Origin of the sequence: Vibrio sp. 10N.222.54.E6 (assembly GCF_041473955.1) — a bacterium.
GTDB classification, from domain to species: Bacteria; Pseudomonadota; Gammaproteobacteria; order Enterobacterales; family Vibrionaceae; genus Vibrio; species Vibrio tasmaniensis_A.
In genome coordinates, this window is sequence record NZ_JBFRTD010000005.1 from 1 (window position 1) to 13,803 (window position 13,803).

At 43.1% G+C, this 13,803-nt stretch carries 9 protein-coding genes and 5 tRNA genes; 1 reads left to right on the forward strand and 13 read right to left on the reverse strand.

Annotated features, from left to right (window positions below):
- Positions 1 to 54: 54 nt before the first annotated feature.
- The 13 genes from AB4513_RS00710 to AB4513_RS00770 all read right to left on the reverse strand — a co-directional run bounded on the left by AB4513_RS00710 (position 55) and on the right by AB4513_RS00770 (position 12,040).
- Positions 55 to 131, reverse strand: a tRNA-Arg gene (locus AB4513_RS00710).
- An 88-nt stretch (positions 132 to 219) separates the two neighbouring features.
- Positions 220 to 296 (reverse strand) — tRNA-Arg (locus AB4513_RS00715).
- Between the two features lie 84 nt (positions 297 to 380).
- A tRNA-Ser gene (locus tag AB4513_RS00720) sits at positions 381 to 473 on the reverse strand.
- A gap of 44 nt (positions 474 to 517) precedes the next feature.
- Positions 518 to 594: transfer RNA gene (locus AB4513_RS00725), tRNA-Arg, on the reverse strand.
- 46 nt (positions 595 to 640) lie between these two features.
- Positions 641 to 733, reverse strand: a tRNA-Ser gene (locus AB4513_RS00730).
- A 474-nt stretch (positions 734 to 1,207) separates the two neighbouring features.
- The gene (gene csrA / locus AB4513_RS00735) at positions 1,208 to 1,405 is read right to left on the reverse strand and encodes a carbon storage regulator CsrA (RefSeq protein WP_009847619.1); all 198 of its coding nucleotides are present in this window, start codon (positions 1,403 to 1,405) and stop codon (positions 1,208 to 1,210) included.
- Positions 1,406 to 1,497: 92 nt separating this feature from the next.
- Entirely contained in the window at positions 1,498 to 2,679 is a 1,182-nt protein-coding gene (locus AB4513_RS00740) for an aspartate kinase (RefSeq protein WP_009847620.1), read from the reverse strand.
- A gap of 219 nt (positions 2,680 to 2,898) precedes the next feature.
- Positions 2,899 to 5,481, reverse strand: coding sequence for an alanine--tRNA ligase (gene alaS, locus AB4513_RS00745; RefSeq protein ID WP_009847621.1), 2,583 nt, complete (start codon positions 5,479 to 5,481; stop codon positions 2,899 to 2,901).
- 250 nt (positions 5,482 to 5,731) lie between these two features.
- Positions 5,732 to 7,603, reverse strand: coding sequence for an alpha-amylase family glycosyl hydrolase (locus tag AB4513_RS00750; protein WP_009847622.1), 1,872 nt, complete (start codon positions 7,601 to 7,603; stop codon positions 5,732 to 5,734).
- A 363-nt stretch (positions 7,604 to 7,966) separates the two neighbouring features.
- Entirely contained in the window at positions 7,967 to 9,088 is a 1,122-nt protein-coding gene (locus AB4513_RS00755; protein WP_009847623.1) for an ABC transporter ATP-binding protein, read from the reverse strand.
- A gap of 261 nt (positions 9,089 to 9,349) precedes the next feature.
- Positions 9,350 to 9,832, reverse strand: coding sequence for a glycosidase (locus tag AB4513_RS00760; protein ID WP_009847624.1), 483 nt, complete (start codon positions 9,830 to 9,832; stop codon positions 9,350 to 9,352).
- Between the two features lie 98 nt (positions 9,833 to 9,930).
- Positions 9,931 to 10,971, reverse strand: a complete 1,041-nt coding sequence (lpxD, locus tag AB4513_RS00765; RefSeq protein ID WP_009847625.1) for a UDP-3-O-(3-hydroxymyristoyl)glucosamine N-acyltransferase — start codon at positions 10,969 to 10,971, stop codon at positions 9,931 to 9,933.
- A 37-nt stretch (positions 10,972 to 11,008) separates the two neighbouring features.
- The gene (locus AB4513_RS00770) at positions 11,009 to 12,040 is read right to left on the reverse strand and encodes a hypothetical protein (protein ID WP_009847626.1); all 1,032 of its coding nucleotides are present in this window, start codon (positions 12,038 to 12,040) and stop codon (positions 11,009 to 11,011) included.
- Positions 12,041 to 12,540: 500 nt separating this feature from the next.
- Here AB4513_RS00770 and AB4513_RS00775 point away from each other — a divergent pair, with 500 nt between their 5' ends.
- Entirely contained in the window at positions 12,541 to 13,785 is a 1,245-nt protein-coding gene (locus AB4513_RS00775) for a maltose ABC transporter substrate-binding protein (protein ID WP_009847627.1), read from the forward strand.
- Positions 13,786 to 13,803: the final 18 nt, after the last annotated feature.

Genomic DNA, 13,803 nt, shown 5'->3' on the forward strand with positions numbered 1-13,803 from the left:
TAAAGCAGTTAAAACTAAACGTTCAACATCAGGATTAGTAAAAACCCTAAATAGTGGTGCGCCCTGGAGGATTCGAACCTCCGACCGCCTGGTTCGTAGCCAGGTACTCTATCCAGCTGAGCTAAGGGCGCAACGGTTTCGATATTGAGCTGTTAGTTAAGGCAATAAAGCAGTTAAAACTAAACGTTCAACATCAGGATTAATGAAAACCCTAAATAGTGGTGCGCCCTGGAGGATTCGAACCTCCGACCGCCTGGTTCGTAGCCAGGTACTCTATCCAGCTGAGCTAAGGGCGCACGGTATCTTCAAGAGAAGAAGTTGTGAAATATATCACATTCTGTTTCTACGAAACAAAAAAAAGGCCATAGGCCTATAATGAATGGCGGTGAGGGAGGGATTCGAACCCTCGATGCGGCTACAAACCACATACTCCCTTAGCAGGGGAGCGCCTTCGGCCACTCGGCCACCTCACCTTATTCATTATTCTCGAAACACTTACAAGTAAGAGTAAAGAGAATGGTGCGCCCTGGAGGATTCGAACCTCCGACCGCCTGGTTCGTAGCCAGGTACTCTATCCAGCTGAGCTAAGGGCGCACATTGTTACTTCTGTGTTTGCTTGCAAATTCAAACGTGCAAGAAATGGCGGTGAGGGAGGGATTCGAACCCTCGATGCGGCTACAAACCACATACTCCCTTAGCAGGGGAGCGCCTTCGGCCTCTCGGCCACCTCACCGTCTTGCGGAGGCACATATTACGTTTTACCGAAAATATGTCAAACACTTTATTGAAAAAAATTGGACAAAAACACTCAACCGTTTGCTATTTAATCAAAGCGCTTGCAAATTGAACTTATAAGCTTCAAATCGCGCTTTTTCCCTTAAAAATTAAGGTGAAAGATTGGCAATAATAAACAGCAGAAAACAATTATCTAATTTATCTCGCAGTAAGTGTCACTGCTGTTTGCACAATACTACGGGATGCAAATTTGCGCCATAGGGGAAACTAACAAATCTTGAGTTTGCGCAGACAAAATACCGTGTAACAGCGATGATCGATCCTATTTGTATTTCATAACGCCATAAAGCTCTCACTTCACCGCGTTAAGACTAACCCGCTACCACCCCATCGATGTTCACATGCGTATTTCCATTCCCCCAAGATCAAAAAAGGCTAGCAACAATGCTAGCCTCTTCTCTACGCAAAAGTATTAGTAGTTGCCAGGTGCAACGTTACCATTACCTTTTTCAGCTTGAATGCGCATGTAGATCTCTTCACGGTGAACAGATACTTCTTTAGGTGCGTTAACACCAATACGTACTTGGTTACCTTTAACGCCTAGTACAGTAACTGTTACTTCGTCACCAATCATCAGTGTTTCGCCAACGCGGCGAGTCAAAATTAGCATTCTTTGCTCCTTGAGTAATCTCTAAATTTATCTAGCTACGCGAGCATTATCCAACAAAAGTTATATTTTCGTAAACTATCGATTGAGTTTATTTAACCAAAATGCACTTCTTTTTTAGGATAACCCTGTGTTTCACGCGCTACGATGTATGCATTGTGTAATATGTTAGCAGCCATATCGACTTGCGTTGGTGATATCACCAAAGTTAAAGACTGCTGTTGCAATAAGTGATGCTGTACATCAATTTCGCCTTCAGACAACAATCCATGTGAACTGACCACAATTTCTTGTGTTCGGCTTCCTACCACAGTTAACAAACTAACCTGTTCACTATTACGGATTTTCTCGTCAAAAACTAGTTTTAATTTAGCACTAATGTCCGGTTTGATAATGAGTGCTGCCCGTTCTGTTTCCTCGATCACACTACAGACTTCAATCCCTAATAAATGGCAATGCGACATGAGAGACGGTAAATCTTGATTCAAACACTCGATGCGAACCATATCTCTTTGAATAGCTATCCCAGCAATATCATTCAAACAGTCATTACCCGCGATAAGAGTTCCCTCGCCTTCTTCAAAGCTCGAAAGCACTCTCAATGGTACATTATGTCGCCACGCATGTTGAACACATGGAAGGTGTAAAACCTTAGCGCCTCTGCGAGCCATTTCTTCCATAGAGGGAAAGTCTAAGGTATCTAATTTCTTAGATTGCTTAACCACTCTAGGATCGCAGGAATATACGCCATCAACATCGGTATATATCTGACACTCTTTCGCTTGAAGGGCGCCCGCCAACGCAACGGCTGTGGTGTCTGAACCACCTCGCCCTAAGGTTGTGATATCACCTTTCGCATTAACGCCTTGAAAACCTGCAACAATGACAATCTGGTCATCATCTAACAGCGCTTTAATAGGAGCGGTATCAATACGCTCAATCGTCGCATTATTATGATTAGAATCGGTGTGTATTTTGGCTTGATAGCCAGTCATCGATGTCGCTTCATAACCCAACTTGTGCAACGTCATCGCTAACAAAGCCATGGAAACTTGTTCTCCGGCCGTCAACAGCACATCCAACTCTCTAGCGTTTGGTACGCTATCAACTTGTGAAGCTAAGTTAACTAACCGATTTGTTTCACCTGACATAGCAGAAACGACAACCAGGATCTGGTTCCCTTCATTTTTCGCTTCAATGATTTTTTCTGCTACATGATGGATTCGTTCAATTGAACCCACCGACGTTCCACCAAATTTCTGCACGATAAGAGGCATTTTCACCCGTCCTCACCTTCCCAAGACCAATGTCTATATATGACAAAAAAACACATACTCCGCGTCAGAGCGAAGCAATAAAAAATTAACCAAGGAGTCTAACGCAACCATTAAACTTCTTGGTTAATCTCAATCAAACCTGATTAAGAGACTCTTCTACTAGTCAAAATAAAGATGCCCAATCATCTGATTGGGCATCTTGTTATCAATTACTTAAGCTTAAAGACGCTCTTCAAGCCAAATACGTACTGATTTAAGCGCTTCAGGTAATGCTTCAACGTCAGTACCACCCGCTTGAGCCATATCTGGACGACCGCCGCCTTTACCACCAACTTGCTCAGCAACCATCTTAACGAGGTCACCCGCTTTAACTTTGCCGATAAGGTCTTTAGTTACGCCAGCAATCAGGCCAACTTTACCGTCTGCTACGTTCGCGATCAGGATGATGCCGCTACCTACTTGGTTTTTAGCGTTATCAACCATAGTACGTAGGTTCTTGTTGTCTGCACCTTCAATGGCAGCAACCAGTACCTTAGTACCAGAGATCTCTTCTACTTTACCCATGATGTTTGCACCTTCAGCTGCAGCCATCTTTTCTTTAAGCAGTTGGATTTCTTTCTCTAGAGATTTCGCTTTCTTAGCTGATTCAGCAAGCTTCTCTTCGTAAGCGTTAGCCTGAGCTTCTACTGCATCTAGAGCAGCTTCACCCGTTACCGCTTCAATACGACGAATACCCGCAGCGATACCACCTTCTGAAGTGATCTTGAATAGACCGATATCACCCGTGTTGCTTGCGTGGATACCACCACAAAGCTCAGTAGAGAAATCGCCCATAGACAGAACGCGAACTTCATCATCGTACTTCTCGCCAAACAGTGCCATCGCACCTTTTTCTTTCGCTGACTCGATGTCCATGATGTTAGTTTCAATCACATGGTTCTTACGAACTTGTGCGTTAACTAGACGCTCTACTTCTTTAATCTGTGCTGGTGTTACCGCTTCAAGGTTAGAGAAGTCAAAACGTAGGTTGTCTGGCTTAACTAAAGAACCTTTTTGAGCAACGTGCTCACCTAGAACTTCGCGTAGTGCAGAGTGAAGTAAGTGAGTTGCTGAGTGGTTTAGTGAGATAGCAGCACGACGCTCAGCGTCAACCGTTGCTTCTACTTTATCGCCTTGAGCAAATACACCTTCAACTAGCTCACCGTGGTGAGCAAATGCGTTACCTAGCTTCTGAGTGTCTTGTACTTTGAATAGACCAGATGCTGTTTTTAGCGTACCAGCGTCACCACATTGACCGCCTGACTCAGCGTAGAATGGTGTCTCTTCAAGGATGATGATTGCTTTGTCGCCAGCCGATAGTGAAGATACTTCTTCGCCGTCAACGAATAACGCAGAAATCTCACCCGCACCTTCAGTACCTGTGTAACCACAGAACTCAGTGTTCGTGTCTACTTTGATCGTTGCGTTGTAATCAGTACCGAACTGACCCGCTTCACGTGCACGCTTACGCTGTGCTTCCATCGCCTTCTCAAAGCCTTCTTCATCGATAGTAAAGTCGCGTTCACGAGCTACATCGTTAGTAAGGTCAGCTGGGAAGCCATATGTATCGTAAAGTTTGAAGACTGTTTCACCGTCAAGCTCTTTGCCTTCAAGTGCGTCCAATGCGTCGTTAAGGATAACCATGCCACGCTCTAGCGTGCGACCAAAGTTCTCTTCTTCAATGCGAAGTACTTTTTCAACAAGCTCTTGCTGTTTCTTAAGTTCATCTGCAGCAGAACCCATCACTTCAGCCAGTACACCTACAAGCTTGTGGAAGAACACGCCTTGTGCACCAATCTTGTTACCGTGACGAACTGCACGACGAATAATACGACGTAGAACGTAGCCACGACCTTCGTTTGAAGGCATAACGCCATCAGCGATTAGGAATGAACAAGAACGGATATGATCAGCAATAACGCGCAGCGATTGGTTAGATAGGTCGTCATGACCTACCACTTCTGCTGTCGCTTTGATTAGCTTTTGGAATACATCAATTTCGTAGTTAGAGTGAACGCCCTGCATGATTGCAGAAATACGCTCAATACCCATACCAGTATCTACAGCTGGCTTAGGTAGCGGTTCCATAGTGCCGTCAGCATGACGGTTGAACTGCATGAATACATTGTTCCAGATCTCGATGAAACGGTCACCATCTTCTTCAGGTGTACCAGGACGGCCGCCCCAGATGTGCTCACCGTGATCGTAGAAGATTTCAGTACATGGACCACAAGGACCAGTGTCACCCATTGTCCAGAAGTTATCAGATTCAAACTTCTTGCCGCCTTCTTTGTCGCCGATGCGAACAATCTTGTCAGCTGGGATGCCCACTTTCTTGTTCCAGATTTCGAATGCTTCGTCATCTGTCTCGTAAACCGTTACTAACAGGCGATCTTTTGGCAGACCTAGTGTTTCAGTCAGGAATTCCCAAGCAAACCCAATCGCTTCTTCTTTGAAGTAATCACCAAAGCTGAAGTTACCTAGCATTTCGAAGAATGTGTGGTGACGAGCCGTGAAACCTACGTTTTCAAGGTCATTGTGTTTACCACCCGCACGTACACAACGCTGAGCCGTAGTTGCTCGAGTGTAGGCACGTTTTTCGGCGCCTAAGAAGCAATCTTTGAATTGGTTCATACCTGCATTAGTAAATAGCAGGGTTGGATCGTTATGTGGAACTAACGATGAACTGTCTACGATTTGGTGTTCTTTGCTCTCAAAGAACTTAAGGAACGCATTGCGAACCTCATCAGTGCTCATGTACATGCAGCTCTTCCTGAAAATAGTCGAGTTAGAATTTTGCCGTATTGTAGATCATGGTTAAGGCTTCGACTAGTTTTCTTGTAGAAAAGACACCCTTGGGCAGGATTTTAGTTGGAATTCGATAAAATGAAGAATATTCCACTAGCTCGAGCAAAGAAAAAACAAAAAAAACCTCGCACAATATGTACGAGGCTTAAGCAGTTGAAACTCAATCGAAAACCAGTAAACCGTTATTAAGAGTCTGTCTTACTGGTTAATGCTTAGTGCGTAAGATAACCACTTCATTTTGGTCTAGGTTAAATGTGCCGCTGCCATTAGAAACAACCACTTGGTCAGTGCCTAATACACTATCGTAAGTTCCGTTTGCCAATCCTAAATTCACCGCGTTAACCGATGTACCTTGACCGAGGTTCATTGCAACCACAACTACGTCATCGCCTGCGTTACGTTCATATACCAATACATCATTGCTGATCCAGCGCTCAATATAATCACCTTGCTGCACCGCATAGCTTTCTTTACGTAACTTACTCAACTTTTTAATCATCTTGTAAGCATTGGTCGTTTTATCAAAGCTTGGCATCATTTCACGGTTGTATGGGTCATTACCTTGTTGGCCAAAACTGTTGGTAGTGAAGTTAGCCGCGTAGTGCTCTGTTCCATAGTAAATACATGGAATGCCACGAGAGGTCATAATAAGCGCTAAACCCAACTCCACTCTGTCTTGTGCAAATGCAACACTTTGACGACCACCCCACTTGTCTTTGCCTGCGCCAAAGTTCTTCGCGTCTGAGCGTAAAACGGTAGAGATACGTGACGCATCGTGGTTATCTAAGAACACCACTTGCCAATCACTGCTTGTGAATTTTTGGTCTCTCAGCTTCATGTAGTTATTAATGGCATACATGCCAGTTCCATTGTGTTGTAGCAAGGCGTTTTCGATGGTGTTTCTCAAACCAAAATCAAGCAATGCAGAGCCTGATGTATTGGCAAAATCGATAGAGGCAAAGTTTGATCCTGTTGCGTCAGCACCTGAATCCATCCACTCACCAAAGAAATAGAAATCTTTACCTTGGCTTTTCTTCGCGTACGCGTTTATTTGGCCAGTAAAATCTTGGATAAACTCTTTATCCATATGTTTCACCGCATCAATACGAATCGCATCCACACCTAAATCAACCCAGAATTTCGCGCCATCAATCAAGTACTGACGCGCAGGGCCATCTTTACGTTGGTCAAAATCGGTTAAGTTAAACAAGGTTTTATTACGAACCGCCCATGCGTCGTTCCATTCCCAATCTTTACCGTTTTCAGCGATCGCTCCATTATGATGGTAATACCCTGCATTATCATTTTTGTAGTCGGTAACTCGAACACCCTTTTTATAAAGTACACCGTATTCCCCTTCATCATCAGGGTTAGAGTGATTAGGCGCATAGTCCAGCACGAGTTTCATGCCGTAGCTATCCATTTTCGTCTTTAATGCTTTAAAATCGGCAACGGTACCTAGATGCTCGTCAACTTTAAAGAAGTCACGTCCCCAGTAGCCGTGGTAACCCGCACCGCCTCGACTGTCAGGCACGTTAATGTTATCTGCTGGAGGCGTTATCCAAATGGCCGTGATCCCCATATCATGCAAGTAATCTAGCTTTGCAGTTAAACCTTTTAAGTCACCACCAAAGTATTTTTTGAAATCCGATTTGTCTGCCGAATACATGTCGGCACCCGTCGCTGTATTATTGGCTGAATCGCCATCATAGAAACGGTCAAGAAACACGAAATACATGGTTTCATCACGCATATCAAAGGGAAGTTTTTCATGGACCACCACTTTATTCGTGTCGTCATAGAAATTAATTTCGTAGGTTTTATTAGGGTCAACTGAGAAATTTGATAGAGGGTAGTTTTCAGACCAATCACCAAAGCGATCAACCTTAAAACTAGGAGAGTTCGTTCCATCACCGGTATTAAATTTTTTCACTATTTGCCAGTGGTTTGCTTTCACTTTAACCATAGATTCGGCTTGCCAGTTATTGGCTGTACCACGGAAATAGGCCTGGTTCCAATCTGCCATAGCAGGTAGGGAAGCCAGTAATGCTGATAGCACAATAAGCTTATTCTTCATGTGTCGTCCTTTATTCACGTTATGTTGGTGTAGGTTATTGTTTTATATTCTTGTCACGCGATTTAACTATCAGGTCGTGTTTCGTGAGCATGCTATATAGCCTCCCTCCCATACAACCATTACGGCCGCGTTAAATAATGTCAGAAGCGATGAAGTCAGCTGTACGAATAAAACCTTCCTTATATAAGTTCTATTTAATTGAGGCGTGACAGTATCTTGAGAATGAGTTCTCAGGATTCATTTATATTTTTATTATGCCCTTAAGCCAAAGTGAGATACTTAGGGCATATTATTAAAGTGAGGTGTTAGAACGTTCTATTGAAACCATTCATCTACGATAGTTAATGCCAATAAGGCCTGATTTTACAACGTCAGGTTCTGTTCGGTTTCACCATCAAAAATATGGCAAAAAGCAGAATCAAAATTAAAGCGTACTTGGCTGCCAATATCTGATGTACTTATGCTTTGGTTATTCACTCGCGCAACAATTTCGTTATCACCCAATTTGAAATACAGGTATTTTTCATTCCCTAAGTTTTCAACCACGGTCAGCTCACCAGGGTGTACGTTCACCATCTCATCATCAGCGGCAATATTTATGTGTTCAGGTCGAATGCCTAGACACACGGGCTTATCAATATGACCCACAAGCTTTTCTTGCAAACGTTTAGGAATAATAATTTGGGCGTTAGGGGCAAGTTCCACGTAAATGTCATCACCTAACTTGCGTAGGGTTGTGTTCACTAAATTCATGGCTGGGGAGCCGATAAAACCCGCCACAAACTTGTTCTGTGGTGCGTTGTACAAGTTGGTCGGCGTGTCCACTTGCATAATGTTACCTTGATTTAATACACAAATTCGGTCGCCTAAAGTTAAAGCTTCCGTTTGATCGTGCGTGACATAAATCATGGTCGCAGGGTTACCTTCATCTTTAAGAGACTTGTGTAGTTGTGCGATTTTCACACGCATCGAAACACGTAGTTTGGCATCAAGGTTGGATAGAGGCTCATCAAATAAGAATACGTCCGGTTTACGAACAATGGCTCGTCCCACCGCGACACGCTGACGCTGACCACCCGACATTTCTTTAGGCTTACGATACAGGAGATCAGTAATTTCTAGTTTTTCAGCGGCATCTTCTACGCGTTGTTTGATCTCTTCTTTTGGTCGCTTTTGCATTTTCAAACCAAAGGCCATATTATCGAAGACCGTTTTGTGTGGGTACAACGCATAGTTTTGGAATACCATGGCAATACCACGCTCTTTAGGCGCTAAATCATTCACCACTCTATCGCCAATACGCACTTCCCCTGCTGAGATATCTTCTAAGCCAGCAATCATTCGTAATGTGGTAGATTTGGCGCAACCAGACGGCCCAACAAATACCATGAACTCACCTTCGTGAATATCTAAGTCAATTCCGTGTACGGCTTTAAAACCATTATCGTACTGTTTTTCTACTTTACGCAGGTTAACTGTTGCCATTTGAAACTCCGAATACGGGTTAAATCTTGATAGGTAAAAATCTTTTTAGCCAGTGACTGGAGCTCTCAAGTTACTGGCTAAAAAGACGTAAACGTTAATCATTTAGGGTTTATGTTTAAAACATAGGTACTCTGATATTCAGAGCACCTTTCATCTGTATCACTGCGTCAACCACGAGTTTATAAACGGTGTTATACAGCGTGGTTATAAATGGTGATATAGAGTGGGTTATGTCGGTGCTACATCGGTTGGCTACATCGCTTATTTACACGCTTTAACCAATGCACGAACTGGCTTCTTATCTTCGTTAATTTCAACACTCCATAAATATTTGCCATCCTCTGGAATATTAACGGTTGTGTTTTTTGCAAAGCCACCGCGTTTTAGTGCTTTCTCATAACCTGCCGTCATCGACATGCCAGCTGCGGTAAATTGTGGAGACCAGCCCATCGTTGCGAACTGCAAACTTACGTTGCCCGCTTTTTCTTCGCTTACCACTTGGTAAATACCTTTGCCTTTATGCGACATTTGACGGTTTTCCATGTGGATCCACTGACCATCAGGGAAAGTGCCTATAACATAAAGTGAAGGACGAATTGGCCCGCGATCTTCCACCGTGGCGAGATTACAATCGGCGAAAGGACCTGTTGCTTTCATTTGATCAGCTGCTGGCGTGTCAGCTGTGCTCGCACAGCCCATTAACGCTGAAGATAAAAGTGCGGCTACAAGTAGAGTACGTTTCATTGTCATTTCCTTATTATTTTTTATATATGTAGGGTTCTATTCCGTTTTAGTCATCGCGAGTTAGGGCTTTAATTTTTTAAAGCTCTCGCTTCGGCAACCTATAAACGAAATAGTCTCGCTATTAAGCTCTTTTTCGGTACCACCGATCTTTTGTCTGTATCAAGTTCTAACGATTTAGAGTTTGGACGGGGGTTACTGTTTTTTTGATGAGTTAATTTGTTCAATACGGCTAAGTTTTTATAATAAGAACGTGCATCTTTCGCCGGATAACCGAACAGATCACTATTGGCAGGGAAAGAGTGGCTCACACCTGATTTGGCTTTAATAACGGAGTTTTTCCCGATAGTAAGATGCCCTGCGGTACCGGCTTGACCATGTACAATGACATGATCTTCCAAAGTAGTGTGGCCCGCAAAACCAGCCTGAGATACCAGTAAACAATGCTGACCTATTTTGCAGTCATGCCCTATTTGCACTAGGTTATCTATTTTGGTTCCACGACCAATAACGGTGTCGCCTAAAGTGCCTCTGTCGATGGTGTTATTACAGCCAATTTCAACTTCATCACCAATGATCACTCGACCCACACTTTCCACGCGTTCATAACGGGTGTTGTGCCCGGTCATGTATTCGAAGCTGTAATTACCAATGGAGTTGTTAGAGTCAATGGTGACATTGTTACCAATCACAGTGCCTTCTTTGATGACTGTATTGGCATGAATTGCAACGTTATTGCCGATTGTTACACCGTTCATGATTTTAACACCGGGCATGAAATGGCAACCTTCACCTATTTGACAATGCTTTCCGATATAAACATCGGGAGTATCTGATGTATTCCCTTGATCAAATAATTGATATTTTTGAACTTTATAATGACGCATTAGTTGATTGAGCTTCTCAGCTTCGAGCTTCTCAATCACGATTTTTGTTTTTGCTTTAGTCTGTAAAACGGCTTCTGGCCCAACAATGACATCAGCCAAAGTTTCAGATAGCCCTTTTAAATCGGCTTTAGCAAAGACAATGGCTAAGCCGCCCTCTTCTACGCTGGAAACTGGGCGAATCTTCGATATTTCTACCGTGTTATCACCTTCAATTTTTCCACCAACGATTTGGGCGATATCTGAAACTTTGATCATAATATTACTCTGTCATTTGAGTTGTGATTAATACCACTTAGAAGCGGTAAAGCGCTTGTAGGTACATTGTTTCTTGTTCTACAGTTTTCTCTTCGCCTTTCAGCTTAGAGAAGGTCTCTGTGTCTTTAGCCCACTCAAGTTCGCCTTTTACCAACCAATCGTCGCCAATTGCTTGCTCATAGCCTAAAGTTGCCTTACGAATATCTTTGAAGAAAGTTTCGTTCTTTGCCCAACCGTCTGTATGTTTCGTTTCGTTTTCACCAATACGAGCACGAACGTACATAGTGCCGGCTTCTTCAAAGCTGTACTGAACGATTGGTTCAATATACATCTCGGTGAAATCGCTGGCTTCATTGAGTGAACCGTTTCCGGTTTTCGCTTTATTTTCTTTAACTTGATAGTAGAGCTCAGCTGCAACTTCCCACTGACCAAAGCGCTTGTAAGGTTTAAATAAGAGGCTGTAACCTTCCTCTTCACGAGAACCCCAAGCACTCTTATCTGAATCGTTGTATAGGTACTCTAGGTTTGAATAGAAGCCCGCTGAATATTCATTATTCCAGTACGTAAGGTATGGACGAATACTGTGCTCAGCTTTCGTGGTTTTCAAGCCGTCTACTTTCGCAGAAGTAACAATATCACCCTTTGTATATTCCAACTCATAGATCAAGCCCGTTCCCCAACCATTTCCTAGCTGAAAACTTTTATTTAATGATAATAAGTGCTTATATCCATTTTCTGTTTCTGCGTATGCGCCTTTCTTTTTCTTACGATTTTCAAGTTTGAACGCGTAAAGTGCGGTCGCATTCCACGCAGCGTTGTTATAGAAGACGTTAAACACTTCATGAGTCGTTGTACGCTCTTTAGACTTGCCACCACCCCATGATGCAAAATCAGTGATGTTTTTCTCTTCGACTTCAATCGATGTTCCAACATGCCCACCAAATTTTAAAGCGTCATAAAAAAAGATATCACTTGGAGACATAGTTCGGTCATCAGCAGCCGAAGCGCCAGCACTAATAAGTAGAGTGTTGGTGATCACTACAGACAATAATGTTTTTTTCACGGTCATTCCTTATTGATTCTTCACTGAATCATTTGTTGTTATTTGTAGGGTTATTTTTGTTCACTGTTTCTCTTTATCTATCCACTGTGTCTCTTGATAGGCTTGCTGATTTCGCAACATTTAACCAGAAAAACATAGTCGTCCGTAATGAACGCCTATTTATTGTTCTAGAATTATAAATGTTTTGCTTCCTATTGAATTTAGAAATGAGAGATCAATCACCCTTGACTGCGGAGATTATTGATCACCATCACAAACGGTAGGCTTTTCATTAATCTAAGTATCAAAATGAACAAAGCACCGTTTAAAACCCCCAATAAACAAGACATAAAACCCTATAGCTACCAGATGTAAAAAGCACAAACAGAAGGTGATAACTGTCACAAATACGCTGGTATTTTAACCAGGTAATGTTGACATATTGTCGGCGAGACATAACATAGTAGTACTTAACGAACGACTACTATGATTTTAAATAGCGCGGTGTCAGTATGAAAAATTCAGGAATGAAAAAGAATCTATTCGCGGCAGCCTTAATGGCGGCAACGTTAACGACCAGTACATTAACGGCTGCAGCAGATGCAAACGCAGACACAATTCAGCCAGAAAATGGGGCTGAGTTGTTAATCTGGACCGACAAAACAACACTCGACTACATGGAGTACGCCGCTCAGTCCTTTAATAAGGAGTTAGGATACGATATTGATTTTTCATTCCGTGGGTTAGCGCCTATCGATGCCGCTTCTCGTTTGATTCAGGATGGCGGCTCTGCTCGCGTGGCAGATGTAGTCGAGATTGAACATGACTTATTGGGGCGATTAGTCGTGGCAGGTGGGGCGATGGAGAATCTGGTATCTGCCGAACGTATCTCGAATACTTTTATGCCAAATGCGATTAATGCGTCTCAAGCTGAAGGGGTGAGCTATGGCTTCCCAGTTAGCTTCGCCACTACCGCTCTGTTCTACAATAAAGATTTACTGACTAAAGCACCTGAAACTTTTGAAGAAATTATTGAATTTTCAAAAACTTTCAACAATAAGCAAGAGCATAAATACGCACTGCTTTGGGACATACAGAACTATTACGAGTCTCGTATGTTTGTCACGCTTTACGGCGCATACGAATTTGGTAATAACGGTACCGATGCAAAAGACATCGGCATCAATTCTGAAAAAGCCCAACAAGGCTTAGAAGCAATGAAAACCCTGCAAGTGGCCAACAATTCAAATCCAGTTGATATGCGCAACCCGCAAGTACGTCGTGGCTTATTTAATGAAGGAAAAGTCGCCGCTATTATCGACGGCCCTTGGGCAATCGAAGGGTATCAAGAATCAGGGATAAATCTTGGTGTTGTACCTATGCCTAAATTAGCAGGCCAACAACCACGCACTTTTGCAACTGTTCGTCTTGCGGTTGTGTCTTCTTACACTGAGTATCCGAAAGCCGCACAATTATTTGCTGACTACCTTACTTCCGACGCGATGCTGAAAAAACGCTATGAGATGTCAAGAGCACTCCCTCCGATCCAGTCAGTTATGGAAGAGATCATTGTTGATGCCGATGAAGCCACTTACGCCATTATTACGCAAGGTTTCTACTCAGACGCAATGCCATCGATTCCTGAAATGGGCTTCATTTGGTCACCAATGGCCAGTGCTATTACAGACTACTGGGTAAACGATAAACCTGCGAGTTCTGTTCTTGACCGTGCGCTTTCGATCATCGAAGAACAAATAGAATTACAAGAGTAACCTCTGAACTCCCGTCGC